Source organism: Flectobacillus sp., from assembly GCF_049240685.1.
In the GTDB taxonomy this organism is placed as follows: Bacteria; Bacteroidota; Bacteroidia; order Cytophagales; family Spirosomataceae; genus Flectobacillus.
Window position 1 is genome coordinate 1 of the sequence record NZ_JBMLSD010000437.1, and the last position, 21,384, is coordinate 21,384.

Annotated in this window: 11 protein-coding genes; 10 read left to right on the forward strand and 1 reads right to left on the reverse strand. The window is 38.3% G+C overall.

Features of this window, described 5'->3' with window-relative positions:
- Window positions 1–91 precede the first annotated feature (91 nt).
- The 7 genes from pdxA (at window position 92) to ACOVQ4_RS20035 (ending at window position 13,482) form a co-directional block, all read left to right on the forward strand.
- Window positions 92–1,120 carry a 4-hydroxythreonine-4-phosphate dehydrogenase PdxA gene (pdxA, locus tag ACOVQ4_RS20005; protein ID WP_421822374.1) on the forward strand — a complete coding sequence of 343 codons (1,029 nt, stop codon included), beginning with the start codon at window positions 92–94 and terminating at the stop codon, window positions 1,118–1,120.
- A 202-nt stretch (window positions 1,121–1,322) separates the two neighbouring features.
- The gene (locus ACOVQ4_RS20010; protein WP_421822375.1) at window positions 1,323–2,489 is read left to right on the forward strand and encodes a four-carbon acid sugar kinase family protein; all 1,167 of its coding nucleotides are present in this window, start codon (window positions 1,323–1,325) and stop codon (window positions 2,487–2,489) included.
- 19 nt (window positions 2,490–2,508) lie between these two features.
- The gene (locus ACOVQ4_RS20015) at window positions 2,509–4,059 is read left to right on the forward strand and encodes a sodium:solute symporter (RefSeq protein ID WP_421822376.1); all 1,551 of its coding nucleotides are present in this window, start codon (window positions 2,509–2,511) and stop codon (window positions 4,057–4,059) included.
- 31 nt (window positions 4,060–4,090) lie between these two features.
- Complete coding sequence (locus tag ACOVQ4_RS20020) at window positions 4,091–6,871, forward strand: glycosyl hydrolase family 95 catalytic domain-containing protein (protein WP_421822377.1); 2,781 nt, start codon at window positions 4,091–4,093, stop codon at window positions 6,869–6,871.
- 429 nt (window positions 6,872–7,300) lie between these two features.
- Complete coding sequence (locus ACOVQ4_RS20025) at window positions 7,301–10,786, forward strand: malectin domain-containing carbohydrate-binding protein (RefSeq protein ID WP_421822378.1); 3,486 nt, start codon at window positions 7,301–7,303, stop codon at window positions 10,784–10,786.
- Between the two features lie 166 nt (window positions 10,787–10,952).
- Window positions 10,953–12,515 (forward strand): sodium:solute symporter, encoded by a 1,563-nt coding sequence (locus ACOVQ4_RS20030; RefSeq protein WP_421822379.1) that lies wholly within the window; start codon window positions 10,953–10,955, stop codon window positions 12,513–12,515.
- Window positions 12,516–12,549: 34 nt separating this feature from the next.
- Entirely contained in the window at window positions 12,550–13,482 is a 933-nt protein-coding gene (locus ACOVQ4_RS20035; protein ID WP_421822380.1) for a dihydrodipicolinate synthase family protein, read from the forward strand.
- A 214-nt stretch (window positions 13,483–13,696) separates the two neighbouring features.
- On the opposite strand, the gene ACOVQ4_RS20040 is transcribed toward ACOVQ4_RS20035, so the two are convergent.
- Window positions 13,697–14,566: an AraC family transcriptional regulator gene (locus tag ACOVQ4_RS20040; RefSeq protein ID WP_421822381.1), complete on the reverse strand. Its 870-nt coding sequence runs from the start codon at window positions 14,564–14,566 to the stop codon at window positions 13,697–13,699.
- 573 nt (window positions 14,567–15,139) lie between these two features.
- On the opposite strand from ACOVQ4_RS20040, the gene ACOVQ4_RS20045 reads away from it, so the two are divergent.
- The 3 genes from ACOVQ4_RS20045 to ACOVQ4_RS20055 all read left to right on the forward strand — a co-directional run bounded on the left by ACOVQ4_RS20045 (window position 15,140) and on the right by ACOVQ4_RS20055 (window position 21,075).
- Entirely contained in the window at window positions 15,140–15,847 is a 708-nt protein-coding gene (locus tag ACOVQ4_RS20045; RefSeq protein ID WP_421822382.1) for a DUF3826 domain-containing protein, read from the forward strand.
- 80 nt (window positions 15,848–15,927) lie between these two features.
- Entirely contained in the window at window positions 15,928–19,200 is a 3,273-nt protein-coding gene (locus tag ACOVQ4_RS20050; RefSeq protein WP_421822383.1) for a SusC/RagA family TonB-linked outer membrane protein, read from the forward strand.
- Between the two features lie 45 nt (window positions 19,201–19,245).
- Entirely contained in the window at window positions 19,246–21,075 is a 1,830-nt protein-coding gene (locus ACOVQ4_RS20055) for a RagB/SusD family nutrient uptake outer membrane protein (RefSeq protein ID WP_421822384.1), read from the forward strand.
- The last annotated feature ends 309 nt before the right edge of the window (window positions 21,076–21,384 follow it).

Below are 21,384 nucleotides of genomic sequence, written 5' to 3' on the forward strand. Positions count from 1 at the left end.
GATACCTGAAAGCTTAAAGCACAATCTTAAACTTTATCTGGTGTACTAACTTAAATCACAATTCAACATTAAAAATTCTGCATTAGTACTTATGTCAGCATTACCAATTATCGGAATCACCATGGGGGATCCAGCCAGTATTGGCCCCGAAATCGCTATAAAAGCCTTATTAGATCAGAGTATTTATCAAACTTGTCGCCCATTGTTGGTAGGTAGCGCCAATGTTTTTAGTCATATCATCAATTTATTAGGTCTCGAAGCTACGATTAATCCTATTAAATCAGTAAAAGAGGCGCAGTTCCAATTTGGACAAATTGATGTTTATGACTTGGACAATGTGGATATGGAAACTTTGCGCTTTGGCGAAATATCAGCCATGTGCGGAGAGGCCTCTTTTCAAGCGGTAAAAACGGTTATTGAACTAGCCTTGGCCAATGAAATTGACGCAACCGTAACTGGTCCTATCAACAAAAAGTCTATCAACGAGGCAGGTCATCACTTTGCGGGACATACCGAAATTTATGCGCATTACACCAATACAAAAAAATATGCCATGCTTTTGGTAGAGGATAAACTAAAAGTAATCCACGTATCCACGCACGTATCCTTGCGCCAAGCTTGTGATTTAGTAAAAAAAGAACGTATTCTACAAGTAACAGAATTGCTACATACAGGCATGAAACGTTTGGGCGAAACCAATATGCGTATTGGTATTGCAGGGCTAAATCCGCATGCGGGCGACTCAGGTCTGTTCGGTACAGAAGAAGCTGAAGACATTGCCCCAGCAGTAGAAGAAGCTTTGAGTTTAGGATACGAAGTAGAAGGACCTGTTCCGCCAGATACCTTGTTTGCCAAAGCTGCAACTGGTTATTATGGTGGGGTAGTAGCGATGTACCACGACCAAGGACATATTCCTTTCAAACTTACTGGTTTTAGATGGAATGCCGAAAAAGGTCAAATGGATAGCGTAAAAGGCGTAAACATTACGCTAGGTTTACCCATTATCCGTACATCGGTAGACCATGGAACGGCTTTTGAAATTGCAGGAAAAGGCATCGCCAGTCCTGACGCTATGACTTTGGCTATCGAAAGTGCTATTCAATTGAGTAAGAATAGGTAATAAATAAGGGACAAAGGCACAAAGTTCTTTCCTCAGTCCATTTACCACTTTTATTCATTTTCTAATAGTATTTATTGTACGAAAGATTGTAAGAACTATCTATTTCGGAAGTAAAGTAAAAAATAAAGGTATTTTACTTTTTTTCCGAAATCCTAAATCTGAAATAGTAAGAAATCCTTCGTACAATTCTAATTTTCTAATTATGATTCTTGTCATTGCTGACGACCTCACTGGTGCTGCCGAAATAGCTGGAATTGGATTGAGATATGGGCTCAAGGTAAGAGTTTGTACAGAAATTATTCAAGAAGTAACAGAGGATTTATTGGTCATTTCGGCAGATACACGTTCTCTAACTGAAAATCAAGCGGTTGCCAAAGTTGAGTATCTGATTAAAAGCAGTCAACAGTATAAGCCAAGTTTGATTTATAAAAAGATTGATTCTGTCCTACGCGGTCATGTTTTGGCTGAAATTAAGGCGATTCAACAGGTTTTTAGTAAAAAAAATTGTCTAATTATTCCTACAAATCCATCCATGGGGCGAAGAATACAGGATGGGAAATATTATGTAGGTGATAAATTAGCGCATGAAACCGCTTTTGCTCATGACCCTGAATTTCCGATTCAGGATAGCGAGGTAATTAATATGCTTCGTGCCAAACCTACTGATCAAGTTCGCGTATTGGCACAACCAATTTTACCATTACAAGGAATAATAATCGCTGAAGTTGCACAGAAAGAAGATTTGACAAAATGGGCATCACAATGGGCAAAAATTGACCTATTGGTCGGCGGAGCGGAGTTCTTTGCCTCAATTTTGTCAAATTTAGGGTATAATCCTGTGGAAAAAATCTTTTCTCATCAACAAACAGTCAATAATTGTCTGTACGTCAGTGGAACGACTTTTAGTGATAGTGTAGAAAAAATACAAAACCATGCCAGTCATACGGGAGGTGTTTGCTATTTACCTCATGAATTAGTCAGACAGCCCATTGACTCAGAAGAATTTAACCAATCGTTAAATCGTTGGGCAAGCGAAATCATTCAATGCTTTGGTCAACATCAGGTAGTCATTATTGCTATTGAAAAACAGTTGGATACGACCAAAATAACACCCGCTGAATTGGCTAAATTAATGGCTAAAGTTGTCAAAAAAGTATTGAATCAAGTGCATTTAGCAGAAATACTCATCGAAGGAGGTGCTACGTCAGCCGCTATTTTGGCAGAAATTCCTTTACAAAACTTTCTTCCTACCGAAGAATTTGCTCAAGGGGTAATTCGTATGCAAAGCCTCGAACGTCCGAGTACCTATTTAACACTCAAACCAGGAAGTTACGCATGGCCACAAGCCGTGACGTATGCTCAACTGTAGAAAACATTACCACCAACCAATGAACCATACATTACATGCCATTGACTATGGCATTATTTTGTTTTTTTTAGTATTGACGTTATACTTCGGTTTTATTTTCGCCAACAAACAAAAAACAACTCAAAATTATTTTCTTGCTAAAGGTAAAGTACCTTCTTGGGCCATTGGCATGTCCTTGTTGGCCACACTTATCAGTAGTGTAACTTTTTTGGGATACCCCGGCGAAGGCTATTCTTCCAACTGGATTTTATTGGTACAAGGCTTAATGGTGCCCATTGTTTTGTTGGGAACGATATGGTTTATTGTACCTATTTTCAGAAAAGTCATAGGACTCAGTACCTACGAATACTTCGAAAAACGTTTTGGGCGCTTTGCTCGCTATTATAGCTCTTCTTCTTTTATTCTCCGTCAATTTTCGGGTATGGGAACGGTATTATTCCTGATGGCAATTGCATTGGGTAATCTTACTGGACAATCGCCTTTGTTAATCATGTTGGTGATTGGGGGAATTATCATTTTGGTCAATCTTAAAGGTGGTATCGAGGCCGTTATTTGGCTCGATGTATTCCAAGGTTTTATGTTGCTGGCTAGTGGTATTACCTGTTTGGTAGTTTTATTATATTCTATCAAAGGCGGTTTTTCGGAGGCATGGCAAATCGCCTCTAGCAAAGGTCATACAGGCTTTGGCCCTTATGAGTTAGATTTAAGCAAATTGACTTTTATCGTGATGGTCATCAATGGTAGTTTTTATGCTATCCAAAAATATGGAACAGACCAAACTGTTGTTCAGCGATATTTAACCGCCAAAACAGACCGTCAAGCTATCAGAGCCTCACTTATGGGTATTTTCTTAACCGTACCTGTTTGGATGATGTTTATGTTTATCGGAACGCTACTTTTTGTATTTTACCAACAAAATCCACTTCCTGAAAAGATACAAGCCGATGCCGTTTTTCCATACTTCATGATGACCCAATTACCAACTGGTGTAGTAGGTTTTATACTTTCTGCTTTAATATCGGCGGCGATTTGTAGCTTAAGTGCCGACCTCAATTCATTGGCTGCAGTAGGCGTAGAAGATTATTACAAAGTATTGCGTCCCAACCAAAGCGATGAAAGTTATCTGAAAGCCAGTAAATGGATTGTTGTTCTTTCAGGAGTAATCACCCTACTTATCGGTGCGCTGTACTTAAGCACTGGTAGCGAAGGAGTACTTGGAATTGTATTCACATTGTATGCCATATTCTCAGGAGGTATTGTTGGTATTTTCTTGTTGGGCTTGCTCAGCAGTCGTGCCAATACACAAGGCGTAAATATTGGTATTTTTGTCTGTATTCTTTTTACTGCCTATGCTTTTTTGACATCAACTCAAATCGGATTAGGCGACCAAAAATCGCTATTATTAGACCTAGGAGCGTATAATTTCCCACACCATAAACTTATGTTGGGGGTATACAGTCACCTGATTGTGATTGTGGTAGGATATGTGGCTAGTTTATTTTTTCCAGCACCTAACTGTGATAAAAATTTATTACTAAAAGGTTGGTTTGAGGATAGAAAGAAAAAGTAATACTATAATCAATTCTCTAAACTTAAAGCTTATGAAAAAGCTATCTTTCGTGCTTTTGGGTTTAATTTTTACCCATATTCTTAGTGCTCAAAATTATCAACTATGGTATGATAAACCAGCCCAGAAATGGACGGATGCTTTACCATTGGGAAATGGACGCATTGGTGCAATGGTTTTTGGAAATCCTTCCCAAGAACATATTCAATTCAATGAAGAAACGCTTTGGACAGGAGAACCTCGTGAGTATAATCGAAAAGATGCCTATCAATATTTGGGGCAAATTCGTCAGTTATTGCAAGAAGGAAAACAAAAAGAAGCTGAGGCATTAGCCGAAAAGCAATTTATGGGGCTCAAAAGCCATGAAGGCAAACGAGAAATTTGGATTGCAGATATGTTGGCTTTGAAAGGAATATCTGGAAATCCTTCACAAATAAACTTTGATGACTCATCTTGGAAAACCATGACCGTACCATCCTATGAAGGCTGGGAAGCTGTTGGATATGAAGGCTTAGACGGAGCTGTTTGGTTCAGAACAACCATTGATATTCCAGCAGGTTGGGAAAACCAAACGCTCGTATTAGATTTGAATCGCATCCGAGATTATGACTATACCTATATCAATGGAAAATTGATTGGTAGTTCACAGCATACTGAAGGGCGTAAATATCAAATTCCTGCCAATACTTTACACGTAGGAAAAAACTTAATAGCGATACAAGTATTGAACTTTTCCGATAAAGGAGGTATTGCAGGCTACAAAGATACCTCTCGTCATATTGGCTTATATCCTGTGGGTCAGGAGGATAAAAAAATCTCGTTGAATGGTCAATGGAAATACTTTATCCAAAGCGATGAAACGCCAGCAGTAGGCAAATATCAAGCTGATTACCAACCATTTGGCGATTTGTATATCAATTTTCTGCATGGAAAAGAATATCAAAAATATCGTCGCTCTCTTAATTTAGCAACTGCCGAATCTCAAACAGAATATACGGTTGATAATGTTGTTTTCAAAAGAGAATACTTTGTTAGTCAGCCTCATCAAGTATTGGCCATTCGTTTGACAGCCAATAAAACTCATCAAATCAACTTAGAGAGTTTTTTAACAAGTCCACACAAAAATTATAGCTTTAAATCTCTCGGAAATAATACGTGGGAGTTGTCGGTAAAAGTTCGAAATGGCGGATTGTTTGGAAAAGCCTATTTACAAATCCAACAAAAAAATGGCTCTTTAGAAGAGAATGCTGGGAAAATCGAGATTAAAGGAGCCGATGAAGTAATTTTTTACCTGACCGCCGCTACTAATTTTGTCAATTATCAAAATATTTCGGGAAACCCTCAAAAGCGTTGTGAGGAAGTTTTTAGCAAACTAAAAGGAATATCTTACGAGCAAATTCGAAAGGCGCATTTATCAGAATATCAAAAATATTACAAACGTTTTGCCATCGAGTTAGGTCAGGATTCCAAAAGTCATCTACCTACGGATGTTCGTTTAGCAAATTTTGGTAAAGAAAATGATCCTTCATTTGCCGCATTGTATGTTCAATATGGACGCTATTTGTTGATTTCAGCCTCTCTTCCCAATACACAACCCTCTAATTTACAGGGTATTTGGAATGATTTGTTGGCCCCACCTTGGGGAAGCAAGTACACCACCAATATCAATGCCGAAATGAACTATTGGCCAGCGGGAGTTTTGAACCTTATTCCTACACAACAGCCTCTTATACAAATGATTACAGATTTGTATAAAACTGGTAAAATTACGGCAAAAAATTACTATAATGCCCGTGGTTGGGTAGTTCATCACAATACGGATTTGTGGCGAGGAACAGCCCCAATCAACGCCTCAAACCATGGTATTTGGGTGAGTGGTGCTGGTTGGCTAAGTCAGCATTTGTGGGAACATTATCAGTACACACAGGATAAAGAGTTTTTACGAAAAACGGCTTATCCTATCATGAAATCAGCTTCAGAATTTTTTGTGGATTTTTTGGTAAAAGATCCTAAAACAGGTTGGCTTATCAGTACGCCTTCTAATTCACCAGAACAAGGTGGACTAGTAGCTGGACCGACAATGGATCATCAGATTATCAGAGAATTATATAAAAATACCATTAAAGCTTCTCAGGTTTTAGGAATAGATAAAGCCTTTGCAGACACGCTTAATCAACAATACAAGCAGATTGCGCCAAATCAAATTGGTAAGCATGGACAATTGCAGGAATGGTTACAAGATTTGGATGACCACAAAAATAATCACCGACATGTATCGCATCTTTGGGGCGTTCACCCAGGGCATGATATTGGCTGGGACATCGATTCGACGATGATGAAAGCCGCTCGACAATCACTTATTTATCGTGGCGACGAAGGTACTGGCTGGAGTTTGGCTTGGAAAATTAATTTCTGGGCAAGATTTCATGAGGGCGAGCACGCATTACAATTAGTCAAAATGTTGCTCAGACCTGCCACAAGTGCAGGCGGTTCATACCTAAACCTATTCGATGCCCATCCGCCATTCCAAATAGATGGCAATTTTGGAGGTGCGGCGGGTATTGCCGAAATGCTTATCCAAAGTCAAACAGATATTATTGAGTTATTACCTGCTTTACCAAAAGATTGGTCAGAGGGTAAGGTAAAAGGAATTCAGGCTAGGGGAGGGTATATCTTGAGCTATGCTTGGAAAAATGGCAAAATCACAGAATTGAGTATGACAAGTAGAGAGACTACTACCTGCAAAATAAGAATTAATCAGGTGGTACATACCCTCAAGCTACAGTCTAATAAGCCCTACCTCATCAAATTTTAAACTTTTCTAGTCAATAAGTAGGGAAACGTTGTTAGTTAACAGTCTGATTACTGGACAAAATGAGAAAGTCTGATACAGGAATATCGACTTTTTCACTGATTTTTTTAAAACAGTTTTAAACTGTTTTAAAAATGAGTCCAAGACTAAGTCTTGAACTGGTAAATGGGCTTTGGAAAAATGCAGGTCTGTGGTTTTTAAATACATTTTTAACACTCTGTGCCTGTTGCCTTGTCCCTAAACACATAACTTAAATCTTTTTTTGCTTGATTACTTACTTCAAGAAGTTCCTGTCAACACGAGATATTTCCTCAAAGGTATCTCGTGTTAATTTTGTACAATACTTTGAAAAAATCTTACCGAAAACATCGCTTTTGCCTACCTATTTTTGTACAATAATTCTGATAAAATTCATTTTACCGATATTTACCTATGTTCACCAGAAGAAGGTATTGTACAATCTTGATACTCTTTTTAGGATTCTTATTTTCTGCAAAAGCACAAAGACAAGATATTTCCCTCAATGACAACTGGCTAACCACCGTTCATGAATCAAACATTCATGCGTATGATGGATTTGAAAAAAGTACATTTTCAACCCAATCATGGAAATCTGTACAAGTACCGCACAACTGGGACCAATATGAGGGTTACCGCCGTTTGACACATGGCAACAAACATGGCTATGCATGGTATAGGAAAAGTTTTACTGTCAACTCTACTAATAAAAACAAACGCTATTTTCTTTATTTTGAAGGAGTTGGATCTTATGCAACTATTTGGCTCAATGGTAAATTATTGGGAACGCACGCTGGTGGCCGCACCACCTTTCAATTAGATGCCTCGAACTATATTTTACTCAATAATCAAGAAAATATTTTGGCAGTTCGTGCCGACCATCCTGCGGAAATTCAAGATTTACCTTGGGTTTGTGGTGGATGCAGCACCGAACGAGGTTTTTCTGAAGGCTCACAACCCATGGGGATTTTTCGCCCAGTACATTTATTGATTACCGAGCCTATTCGCATCGCTCCTTTTGGTATTCATATTTGGAATGATACCACCGTATCTGCACAAAAAGCACAACTATATGGTTCTGTCGAAATACAAAATCTCAGTAATAAACAATCAGCGATCAAAGTCGTTCATGAATTACGAAATCAAGATAATCAACTGATTTTTAGCAACAATAACACGATTTATCTTTCAGAAAAAACTACACAGAATATTCCTATTGCCTTCCCTAGTATTTCCAATCCTAAACTTTGGTCGCCAGAACAGCCCTATTTGTATCAGATAATAACCAAAGTCTATGAGAAAGGTAAACTTGTCGATGTTCAAAAAACAGCCTATGGTATTCGTTCAATCAAATGGCTAAAAAAATCAAACGGACAAAAGCAATTACTAGTAAACAATAAACCATTCTTTATCAATGGCATAGCCGAATACGAGCATCTTTTGGGCAATAGCCATGCTTTCAGTCCAGAGCAAATCAAGACTAGAGTTGGCATGGTAAAAGCGGCTGGCTTCAACGCCTTTCGTGACGCACATCAGCCACATAATTTGCGCTACCAAGAATATTGGGATAAAGATGGGATTCTATGGTGGCCACAAATGGCAGCACATATTTGGTATGACACGCCAGCTTTTCGAGAAAATTTTAAGACACTTTTAAAAGACTGGATAAAAGAGCGCAGAAACAGTCCTTCCATTATACTTTGGGGACTCGAAAATGAAAGTACCCTTCCCGAAGATTTTGCCAAAGAATGTACCCAAATTATTCGTGAACTCGACCCAACAGCTTCTACACAGCGCTTGGTAACCACCTGCAACGGGGGCAAAGGCACCGACTGGGATGTTCCTCAAAACTGGACAGGCACTTATGGTGGTGACCCAGCAAAATACTCAGAAGACCTTGAAAGACAAGTACTTGTAGGAGAATATGGCGCTTGGAGAACGGTAGACTTACACCAAGAAAAACCCGTAGCAGGTACGTTTAGCGAAGAAGCCATTGGAGAACTAATGCAACTAAAACTTCGCTTAGCCGAAGCAGCCAAACAAAACTCTGTTGGACATTTCTTCTGGCTATTAACGTCTCACGATAACCCAGGACGGGTCCAAAGTGGCGAAGCATTGCGCGAATTAGACAGAATTGGTCCCGTAAATTACAAGGGTTTATTGACGCCTTGGGAAGAGCCTGCCGATATATTCTATTTATTTAGAGCAACTTATGCCCCAGCCAAAACCCAGCCGATGGTCTATATTGTTTCTCACACTTGGCCAGACCGTTGGACTCAAACGGGCATAAAATCAGGGATAAAAGTCTACTCCAATTGTGAGGAAGTCGAATTACTTAATGACCTAAATGTTTCTCTAGGAAAACTAAAAAGAGGGAAAGAGAGCGTATTTACTTGGAACAATGTTACGATTCAATACGATGTGCTAATTGCCAAAGGCTACATAAATGGAAAAAAAGTGGCAGAAGATATAGTGCAATTGCATCATTTCCCAATAGCACCTGCTTGGTCTGCCCAAAAACAACAAACACAAAATCTTGTAATCAATAGCCCACAAAAGCACTACGTCTATCGTGTCAATTGTGGGGGCGATTCCTATACAGACAAAAACAAATCCTTATGGCTGGCAGACCAAGCAAAAACACCTCAAAATCAATGGGGATATCTTTCATGGGCAAATGATTTTGAAGGTATTCCCAAAGCTTATGCAAGTCAAAGGAGAACATTTGACCCAATTAAAAATACCACCGACGATGAACTGTTTCAGAGTTTTAGATATGGACGAGATAAACTTTCGTATCAATTTGCACTCCCTGATGGTCAATACGAGGTAGAATTATATTTTATCGAGCCTTGGCATGGCACAGGCGGGGGATACGACTATTCGGGTTGGCGTTTGTTTGATGTGGCATTTAATGGAAAAACTGTGCTCAAAAATTTGGATATATGGAAAGAAGCTGGGCATGATGCCGTATTGAAAAAGACTATCCCTTTTCAGGTAAAAGGAGGAAAATTAAGCATTTCTTTCCCTCAAATAGCCTCGGGACAAGCCATTATTTCGGCTATTGCTATTGCTAGTACTGAGAAGAAAAATACATTTATCGCAAGTTCAAACACCCTGATTACATCAACAAAAACAATCAAAACTTGGCTAGATACAGGCAAAGCACTTTTTAAGGATTCACAAGAAAACTATGTGAGCTTGCCAGCCGTAATATACGGAGCAGAATATCTATTTTCTGAAAAAAATGAAAAATTGTACAAACTTGCTCTGAATGAAATAGGAGATATTTATGTCGGAATAGATTCTTCGAAGGCCTTACCAAAGGCTTTAGAGGCATTTGAAAATACCCAAAGTTATATTCAAAGTACCCAAAAAGTATATCGAGTTTTTAAGAAAAGAGTTCAAGCCAACACAGAAGTGGGATTAGATTTCAACACGTTTGAGGCAGAAGCACTTGTTTTTGCCTTGCCAGCAAGTAGTTTGCAACCACCTTTTGATTTAAAAACTACTACAACCTACAAGGCTGCCGAAGCCAAAGGAATAGGAGAGGGGATTCAAAAAATGGCTTTCTTAGGCAAAGAACGTATGAGTATTGTCAAAAAAGGGCAAAATGCAATTCAATGGACTATCTCTACGGGAGTCGCAGATACGTATTCATTAACCATCAAATATCATAATCCTAGCTCGGAAACTGTCTATGGCAAACTAAGCATTAGTCTGGTAGATGGCACCATAATCAAGAGCAAAGAAACGATTGCATTAGTACCAACCAAAGCAGGCAAGTGGAACTACGTAAGTACCACAACAGGTACGATGATTAATGCAGGAAAATATCATGTAGTACTAGAATTAGATCAAGTTGGAGAACTACACTTAGACGCCTTGGACATCCAATAGTATTTATGATAATATTGTACAATTTAATATAAAAATACTATAAATTTTACTAGATAAAGTACTATAATTTTGTATCAGCCTCCAAGGGAAGTTTGAGAAAAAGAAGCGTGGAGCGTTAGTGACATAGTGAGACCTTTTAACTTTATGAAAATAATCTCAATACACTATGAACCACCAAAGCTTACCGCTTGTGGATATCTCTCTGATTATCATCTATTTATTGGGAATGATAGCAGTAGGATACCATTTTTCGAAAAAGAACCAAAACGCAGAACAATTTACCAAGGCATCGGGTAGTATACCGGGCTGGGCAATAGGTGCCTCCATCTATGCCACTTTTTTAAGTAGTAATACTTTTTTGGGTGTTCCGGGCAAGGCTTACTCAGACAATTGGAATGCTTTTGTATTTAGTTTGTCTATGCCTTTGGCGGCTTGGGTAGCTTCCAAATATTTTATACCATTTTATCGAGGAACAGGTGAAATTTCAGCCTATACTAATCTCGAAAAAAGGTTTGGTGCATGGGCAAGAACGTACGCTGTAGTGTGCTTTTTACTAACACAACTAGCCCGAATGGGTTCTATCTTTTTCGGTATAGCACTCAGTTTACAAGCACTAACTGGCTATTCGATGGAAACGATTATGTGGGTGATGGGTATTTGTATCATCGTATATACCGTCTTGGGAGGCATAGAGGCTGTGATTTGGACAGAAGTAGCACAGGCATTTATCAAAACTTTTGGTGCTTTATTGATTTTATTTCTCATCGTAAAGGATATGCCTGAGGGCTCAAAACAAGTTATCGAAATAGGTAACTTAAAAAATAAATTTAGCCTAGGCTCCATGAATTGGGATTTTACCAGTTCAACTTTTTGGGTGGTTTTGTTTTATGGATTTTTGATAAACCTCAACAATTTTGGTATGGACCAAAATTATATTCAGCGCTATCACACCACCACCTCAGAAAGCGAAGCCAGAAAATCATTATGGATGTGCGTTTGGATGTATATTCCAGCATCCTTACTTTTTTTTATTATTGGTTCAAGTTTATATGCCTACTATGAGGTTCATCCTGAATTATTGAATCAGCTCAAATTAGAAGTTGTAAAAGCCAAATTTCCTAATCTGAGTTCTTCTGAGTTAATAGCTCAAGCGGCTCAACTTAAAGTAGAGGATTATGGGGATAAGGTCATGCCACATTTTATGGTTCACAAAATCCCAGTAGGATTGATGGGACTCATTATCTCGGCATTGTTGTCTGCTGCCATGAGTACCATTAGCTCTGGTATGAATGCCTCAGCTACGGTGTTTTCGATAGATATCTACCAACGGTATTTTGTCAAAAATTTAAGCGATAAAAACAGGCTACGTATATTACATACGTCAACGGTAATTTTTGGCTTTTTAGGACTCGCTTCGGGTATGGCAATGATTGGAGTCAAAAGTATTTTGGATATCTGGTGGCAACTATCAGGACTATTTGCCGCAGGTATGTTAGGGCTATTTTTATTAGGATTATTTAGTAAAAAAGCAACCAATCAAGCGGCCATTATTGCCACATTAATAGGGTTGGTAGTCATTTGTTGGATAACATTTTCAGACATTTTACCAACGGAATATGATGGACTAAAAAGTCATTTACATAAAAATATGAGCATTGTAATTGGTACAGTTACCCTATTTATTTCGGGTGTTATTGCTACTCGGTTAATGTCTAAAAATAGCTCATAATCAAAACCTTATCTTTTTCACTTCCTCTACAGTTATGATTACTACCAAAAAAGGGTTTATTCCAGTAATGTTAACGCCATTCCATGAAAATGGTGAAATAGATTTCGAAGGTCTTGGTCGACTAACCGAGTTGTACGTAGAGGCGGGAGCAAGTGGGCTATTTGCCAATTGTTTATCGAGTGAAATGTTTGAACTCACTGAAAATGAACGACTTCAAGTAATCAAGCAGACCATTAAAAGTGCGTCTGGATTACCCGTTGTAGCCACAGGAAGTTTTGGTAAAAGCATTCAAGAACAAGCAGATTTTGTCAAAAAAGTACATGATACTGGCGCTGATGCTGTGATTATTTTGGCTAATGCTATAGCTGAAATTCAGGAATCTGACGAAGTTTTTGAAGACAAAATGATGCCTTTATTAGACTTAACTGAAAACATTCCCCTAGGGCTTTACGAATGTCCTGTGCCTTACAAGCGATTGGTTTCAGCGGATATATTGTCGAGGCTAAGTCGCACAGGAAGAGTTATTTATCATAAAGATACCTGCTTGGATCTTGAGCAAATCAAGGCTAAAATCAAAGCTACAGAAGGGCAAAATTTTGGACTTTATGATGCTTATATGGTTCATGCTGTGGATTCACTAAAAGCAGGAAGTGCAGGATTATCCTGTATCCAAGGCAATTATTTTCCAGAGCTAATAGTTTGGTTATGTGACAATTATAACAAAGCGGAGCTTTCGGAGGAAATCCAAAAAGTACAGGACTTTTTAGTAAAACAAATGGATGTGATGCATCATGTTTACCCATCTGTTTCTAAATTATTTTTACAAAAAAGAAATTTTCCAATTTCGACCTTTACACGACGTAACGTAGGGAAAATAAGCCCTTCAGTCGCCAACGATATTGAGGCTTTGTATCTGGCATACAAGGACTTACAAGATACTATACCTTTACAGGAGATAGTTTGTTAATTAATTTGGGATGGAATCCCCCGCAATAGTTTTACTAGCGGGGGATTTTTTTTGGGCTATGAGGATTGAATAATTGTGAGTTAGTGCTGCACGAAGGATTCTAAAACTGTCTATTTCGGATGAATAATCTTCTATATTTTATGAAAGACAAAGGTATTTTGCTTTATTTCCGAAATCAGAAATCCCAAATCTGAAATAGTCCGAAAGCCATCTGCTATTTCTTATGATATTTCCGCTTGTACTCCAGCGGAGTGATACCCATTACTTTTTTGAAATGTCTATAAAAATTTGATACATTATTAAATCCACAATCGAAACAAATCACCTCTGTGGGTAACTTATCTTCCACTAAAGCCCTACAAGCGTGCGAAATGCGGATTTCAATCAAAAAATCATAGTAGGTCTTTTTAGTCATGAGCTTAAAGTAACGACAAAACGAAGTGACGCTCAAGTTACTAATCGCTGCAATTTCTTCGAGGGTGATATCCTTTTTATAATTCATCAAAGTATAATTACACACCTTATTCAATCGTAGCGTATCCGACTCGTTTGATTGGTAAAAAGCTTGTCCACCAGCAATAGTCTCAAAATCATCACTTTCGGCTAAGAGGTGGAGTATAGAAATAAGCAAAGAGATACGCTCCAAGTTTTTGGCTTGGGCTATTTTGAGCATTAGCTCGGTCAGTTTTTCACGCGTTTCGCCAATAATAACCATACCACTTTTGGCCTTTTCATACAATTTTGGGAGCAAATATGCTTCTGGTAAACCCAACAAATATTTTCCTAAACAATCAGGCAAAAATTGTATAACTACGGCCTCAACATCGAGGTCATTATCAGGATAAAAATACTCCTCTTTACAGCGCCATGTATGGGGTAAGTTTTCACCGACCAATACAATCTCGCCATGCGAAAAGTTGCTGATATTATCACCAATAAAACGAACACCCTCCCCTCTGATTATGTAATGTAACTCCAGCTCGGGATGATAATGCCAAATACCACCAAAGTTAGGACGCACATCATGACGTACACTAAAGGAGCTTTCCAGCTTAACAGGAACTTTTTGAAAAAGTGGTTTCATAACTCATTATTAGCAAAAAATAGGACTATTCTTTTATTTCAACTTTCTCTAAAAAACGTTCTACTCTCTAAATTTTTGTACAATATATTCAAATATGATGATTCCAATTTATTATATGACAATATCGTACACTAAGTTGGTAAAAAAATGCATAAAAATAGGACTTTATATAGTGAAATTTGAATCGTCGAAACTACACAACATTACACGCATAAAAGAATATTACCAAATTATATGGCTAATGTAATATAAAAAAAGTAGAATGTTAGCATAGTCTGGCCTGAACAAATATTATAAACAATTGAAAAACAATCACTTAACCATAAATATTTTTCTTATCAATAAGCAAACAATGTGTCATATTAACACTTACTAGCAGTAAAATTGACGGTATAATCTCAACAAAAAATAATTCCATGATATTATGATAAAAATGGAGTGTTTTTTTAGGAAAAAAATTTGAAATACCCCTAAATACCAAGTAATCATTGATAAGAATTTACAACCATATATAAATTTTATAACAGCTTAAAATTTTTTAATTACCAAAATCACAGATAAACATACCTTGTAATGTTCCAATTCAAAATTCTCTCGATTACCTATTTGCTTTTAGGATTTGTATTGCTAGGGAATGCCCAAAACTCGCAGGAAGCTTTAGATAAAGAGAGCACCTACACAAAAGTAATCACAGAAAGAGCTGATAAGATTGTACAAAAGCTTGAAATCAAAAAGGAAAAGAAAGCAAGCAAAGTAAGAGACTTAATCGCAAATCAGTATCGTAATTTGAATACCATTCATGAACAAAAAAAGAGTAGCATCTTAGCTTTGAAGAATACGAGTGCTTTGACGAAAGAACAACTTGCTATTGAAACACAAAAGGTTGAGCAACAAACAGAAAATGCGCAAAATACCTTACATGAAAAGTACTTAAAGGCACTTTCGAAAGAATTATCCAAAACGCAAGTAGAAGCCGTAAAAGACGGTATGACCTACAATGTACTACCCAACACGTACAAAGCTTACCAAGAAATGCTTCCTGATTTGACCAAAGACCAAAAGAGACAAATTTTGGAGTATTTGACAGAAGCAAGAGAACATGCCATGGATGCCGAAACATCCGAGAAAAAGCATGCTTGGTTTGGCAAATACAAAGGTAAAATCAACAATTATCTTTCAGCTCAAGGTGTAGATATGAAAAAAGCAGGGCAAGAATGGGAAAAAAAGATAAAAGCAGCTGAATCGGCCAAAAAAGAAACAAGCAAGACCTCTGGACAATAAACAATGATAAATCAGTAACTCGAACGAAAGTCGAAAACGTACAAACACTATTTAGTACTCAATTTAATGTAAGGAAAAATATGACATTTCATTTACAACCACAATTAAGCAAACGTAGAGGCTCTAAACTCACCTGTACTTTGCTATTAGCAGCCCAGTTTATTGCGGGAGCCCCTTTTTTGGAGGCTGCCAATGCTTCGATTCCTAAAATGGGTACAGCACTTAAAACAAATAATGCAGACCACACCGTAACAGGTACTGTGAAGGACAGCGATGGAGCACCATTAGCAGGTGTTACCATTCGTGTTAAAAACAGTAAATTAGGTACAACCACTAAAGCGGATGGTACTTTTACGATTAACACTCCTACAGGAAAAGAAACGCTAGTGATTAGCTCAATTGGTTATAAAACACAGGAAGTAACTTTAGCAGATCGCAAAATAGTTAATGTAATTTTAGATAGTGAAACGTCGTCTTTAGATGAAGTAGTAGTGGTGGGTTATGGTCAGCAAAAGAAAATTCACCTAACTGGTGCGGTTGCTCAAATCGATATGAAGGCCATCGAAGACCTTCCTGTTGGTAGTTTGTCGGCGGCACTTGTTGCACAACAACCCGGTGTTGGGGTATCAGGTGGATTCGCTCGTCCTGGCGATCCTGCAACTATTACTATTCGAAACCCCTCCATGTTTTCAAAAGATGGCGGTACTTTATCACCTTTAGTTGTGATAGATAATGTTATTCGCTCTTTCGACGATTTTAATACAATGGATCAATCCGAAGTAGAGAATATCTCTATTTTGAAAGATGCAGCCGCAGCCATCTATGGAGCTCGTGGTGCCAATGGTGTAATTGTGGTTACTACAAAAAGAGGTAAAACTGGCGCTCCTAGATTTTCGTACAGTACTTCTATAGGTATTTCTGATGCCAAGCTTCCTAATATGATGAACGGCTATGAATTGGCAACTTATCGTAATAGTTATAATACAGGAACAACCATTACATCCTTGCTATATAGTCAAGATGAGTTAGACTATTTCAAAACCAACAGTCAGTCGTGGTTAGAACAAGCATGGAAATCTTCATATACTACAAGACATGCCTTAAACGTGAGCGGTGGTACCGAGAAAGCCACCTACTTTGCCAGTGTTGCTTACAACCAACAAAACGGAAATTTTGATAAAATCAACTTCGACCGTTGGTCGTTCCGTGCCAGCGCAGATGTAAAGGTATCCAAAAATGTAAAAGCTAGCTTAGGTCTTTCTGGCGATGTTTCTACAAAAGACCGTTACTTATTGAAACAAGGTGGAACGAATAATGAAAAAGATTTCCAGTCTCTTTTGTATGCAGCTCCATTCACTCCAGCTTATTACAATGGATTACCCGTAAGTTTATTAATTAGTGGTGCCAATACAAACGAAAACTTCCATTTTTTTGAAGCACAAAAATCAAACAACTACTTGATGTCGCGCGACAATGGGCTCAATATCAATGCCTCACTCGAATACGACGTACCATTCTTAAAAGGTTTAAAAGCAAGAGTTACCTACAACAGAAATATGGAGAATTCTTTTGGTAAAGAATTTGGTACACGTTACAAGCTATATACCTTTACGATGCTTGGAGCTAACAAACATATTGTTGGAGGAGATGTGAGAAGTATTGCAACGGTATCAAACAGTAACCGTATTTACTACGCCCCAAGTTATGGAGATTCATATCAATTGAATGGTTATTTAACGTATGATAAAACTTTTGGAAAACATACCATCTCTGTATTAGGTCTATTTGAACAAGGCGAGGCTTACTCTGACGGTATCACCTCATACTTAGACAACCTCGTAGATAACGCACTAGATAACGCTGGATATGCTTTAGGAGGAACAGCTTCGGGTGCTGGTGTTGGTACTATTAGCGAATCAGAATCAGAATCAGGACGTCTTTCTTTTGTAGGTCGTGTTAATTACAACTATGCCAACAAGTACCTTGCTGAATTCTCGGTACGTCGTGATGCGTCTACCAACTTTGCTCCTGAAAATCGTTGGGGAACATTCCCTTCGCTTTCATTAGGCTGGGTAATTTCAGAAGAACCATTCTTCAAAGACAATGTACATTGGGTAGATCAATTAAAGTTCCGTGCTTCGGTGGGTCTAACTGGTATGGATAACACAAGAGCCTACAACTGGTTACAAAGCTACAACCTAATTCAAACAGGTAACGGCCCAGTATTTGGAGGTAACTTAGATAGAGCAGGTATTTTCAGATTAAAAAATGCCATGCCTAATCGTGACTTACAGTGGGATGATGCAACTAAGTTAAATGGTGGTATTGATGCTTCCTTCTTGAGGAATCGCATGAGCTTGACACTAGATGGTTTTTATGACTATCGTTACAACATGTTGACTACACTAACATCCTCTGTGCCGTTGACGGTTGGTGCTGCTTTACCTTCACAAAATTTTGGAACTGTCGCAGCTTTTGGTACTGAAATCTCACTCGGATGGACAGACCGTATCAATAAGGATTGGTCTTACAAAGTACGTGGTTTCTTCTCTTGGAGTGACAACAAGCAAATTAAAGTTGACTATGATCAAGGCTTAAAAGGTACTTACCGCGATCCAAACGGACGTTCTACAGATATGGGTTTCTTAGGATTAAAATCAATGGGCATCTTGCGTACCCAAGCTGACCTAGATGCTTTGTTAGAAAAATATCCAAGCTATACTATCTATGGTCAAAAACCTCAGGTGGGTATGATTTACTATCAAGATGTAAGAGGAGCGAAATCAGCCACACCAGATGCAAACGGAAATTACTCTTATGCTGAGGCTGATGGCAAAATTGATGACAACGATTTGCAATACTTGACCAATAAGAAAGATAATCACTTCGGTTTCGGTTTAAATTTTGCCACTACTTACAAAAAACTATCATTCTCTTTCAACCTAGGAGGTTCTTTTGGTGGACAAGATATCATGGAATCTGGAGCAAGAAGCTGGGGAACTTCAGCACAGGTTAATGCTATTACCAATTTGCCTGTTCACTTAGTTGACCACTGGACAGTAGATAACCCTAATGCAAAATACCCTGCTCCAGCTTTCAGAGCTCAAAATGGCTATGATTCAGATTTCTGGTTTGTTAGTTCGTTTACATTAGCAGTAAGAACATTGAATGTTTCTTACGAGATTCCTCAAACCCTAGCTCAGAAGCTAAATATCAATAGTGCCAGAGTATACTTAACAGCTACCAACCCTCTCAACCTATACAATCCGTATAGCTACAAATACTGGGGAAGTACCTTTGATGTATACCCAACACTGAGCACATTCTCTCTTGGTCTTAATTTGAACTTATAATAAAAGGAAGTAGAGAACGAGAAAGTAATTTTAAATTCGAAGAAAATGAAAAAGAAATATATCTTATGGTCGGCCTTGGGAGCTATGCTCTCATTAGCAAGCTGTGAAAGCGTTTTAGATAAAACAGATTTGAACGCGGCATCTCCAGAGCTTATTGCAGGGGACTCAGTTTTGGCGAATATTGCCCTAAACTACATCTACAATCAAAATTTACCTGATTGGGGTGGTGCAACTGCCGTATCTGGTATTGGAGGGAGTGTTTATACAGAAGAATCATACAACCAAGGCAGCAGTCAAAATAAGTTTTTAGAAGGTGCTGTAGTCGAAAATGATGTAACTGATTTTGGTACAGCCTTAAATGCCACCAACAATTACGGAAAAATCAGAACGATAAATACTTTTATCGCCGATTTAGAGAAGGATAATTTGATGGACAAAGGGGCAAAAAGCCGCCTTGTGGCTCAAGCTATCTTCTTCAGAGCGTGGAGATACTTTGAACTTGTAAAGTTATATGGTGGTGTTCCAATGATTACTACCCCACAAAATGCAGTAGGTGCCGAAGCCATTGAAGCAGCCTTTGTACCAAGAAATACTACTACAGAATGCTTCAAGCAAATGTCAGCCGACCTTGATACTGCCATTAAGTATTTGCCCTCTGTTTGGATTACACCCGCAGCCAACTGGGGTAGGGTTACAAGAGGCGCTGCAGCAGCACTTAAAGGAAAAATACTCCTGTATGCTGCATCACCGCAGTTTAATCCTACTAATCAAGCAAGCAAGTGGCAAGCAGCTTATGATGCCAATAAAGCTGCTTTCGATATTTTGACAGCAAGTGGAGCAAAACTTATCACAGATTATGGAAAAATTTGGTTTACTGAGGTTGGTAACACAGAAGCTGTTTTTGTGACAGGCTATAACACATCGGTGGGCGACCAGCAAAGACGTAATAGTGGCTGGGAAGCTGCCAACCGACCAAGATATTCGACTGTTTCAGGTGGCGGTTCTAATATTCCTTCTTGGGATTTAGTTAAAGCTTATCCTATGAAAGATGGCAAAAAACCAGGTGAATCAAAATATACCTACAGTGATTTATTGTTCTTTAAAGACCGTGACCCTCGTTTTGAAAAAACGATTGCTTATAATGGTTGTACTTGGCCAATGAGCAACGTCCCAAATAATAGACTTTGGACGTATCTAGCTGCTGGAAAAAGCGTGGAAAATGGTGGAGTAAACGTAAGCAATACAGGTTTTTATTGTCGTAAAGCGCTTCAAACATCTGATGTTGCAGGTTCAACGCTTGATCCATCGAATACTATTTACTCAGGAACAGACTGGATTGAAATTCGTTTTGCGGAAGTAATGCTCAATTACGCCGAAGCTGCCGCTGCAGTTGGTAAATTAGACGAAGCCTATACGCAAGTAATCAATGTTCGTAAACGCGCAGGCATCGAAGCTGGCTCCGATAATCTCTATGGATTAAAAGCCAATATGTCATCATCAGAAATGATGAACGCGATTCTTGATGAAAGACAAGTTGAGTTTGCTTTTGAAGGAAAACGCTTCTGGGATCTTAGACGCATGAGATTACTTGAATCTACTCTAAATGGGAAAAGAGGTACAAAGGCCGTTATTTCATTGAAAACAACGGGTGTACCTGCTGACTTTGCAACTACTCGTGATGGTATGAAATTGGAGGATGTTTATACCAACTATTTTACAATTACATTAACACCAAACGGACTTATGAGCCGTCCAGCCATCAATTACCTTCCAAAGTATTATTTCTTTGCTTTACCAACTCAAGCATTAAATAATAACCCTCTTTTGAAGCAAACGAATGACTGGACCAACGGAACATTTAACCCTTTGGAATAGGATTTCATGAAATAACTATAAAGAACTGGTAGTTAAGTAATTACACAAAATTAAATTTAACTAATCGGATTTAGGCTGTAAGCCTCAGGCCTTCGGCAAGCACAGCAATAGGCTTAATGCCTAAAGCCTATTGCCTAAAAAATTAAATTTTATTTTGCGCGCTAACTTACCATTCTTGTTAAAATACTTTTATACTTTATTAGCTTACTGCTTAGAGCCTATGGCAAGTAACGTAACAAAAACTTAATTACTTTAGCATAATCGTCTGAAATTAGTAAAAGCTGTTCTCATTTGAGGACAGCTTTTTTT

Excerpts from the sequence above, each read along its gene's own strand:
- ACOVQ4_RS20015 (WP_421822376.1), top strand. The coding sequence starts at position 2,509 with ATGAACCATACATTACATGCCATTGACTATGGCATTATTTTGTTTTTT.
- ACOVQ4_RS20025 (WP_421822378.1), top strand. The coding sequence starts at position 7,301 with ATGTTCACCAGAAGAAGGTATTGTACAATCTTGATACTCTTTTTAGGA.
- pdxA (WP_421822374.1), top strand. The coding sequence starts at position 92 with ATGTCAGCATTACCAATTATCGGAATCACCATGGGGGATCCAGCCAGT.
- ACOVQ4_RS20045 (WP_421822382.1), top strand. The coding sequence starts at position 15,140 with ATGTTCCAATTCAAAATTCTCTCGATTACCTATTTGCTTTTAGGATTT.
- ACOVQ4_RS20010 (WP_421822375.1), top strand. The coding sequence starts at position 1,323 with ATGATTCTTGTCATTGCTGACGACCTCACTGGTGCTGCCGAAATAGCT.
- ACOVQ4_RS20055 (WP_421822384.1), top strand. The coding sequence starts at position 19,246 with ATGAAAAAGAAATATATCTTATGGTCGGCCTTGGGAGCTATGCTCTCA.
- ACOVQ4_RS20030 (WP_421822379.1), top strand. The coding sequence starts at position 10,953 with ATGAACCACCAAAGCTTACCGCTTGTGGATATCTCTCTGATTATCATC.
- ACOVQ4_RS20050 (WP_421822383.1), top strand. The coding sequence starts at position 15,928 with ATGACATTTCATTTACAACCACAATTAAGCAAACGTAGAGGCTCTAAA.
- ACOVQ4_RS20040 (WP_421822381.1), bottom strand. The coding sequence starts at position 14,566 with ATGAAACCACTTTTTCAAAAAGTTCCTGTTAAGCTGGAAAGCTCCTTT.
- ACOVQ4_RS20020 (WP_421822377.1), top strand. The coding sequence starts at position 4,091 with ATGAAAAAGCTATCTTTCGTGCTTTTGGGTTTAATTTTTACCCATATT.
- ACOVQ4_RS20035 (WP_421822380.1), top strand. The coding sequence starts at position 12,550 with ATGATTACTACCAAAAAAGGGTTTATTCCAGTAATGTTAACGCCATTC.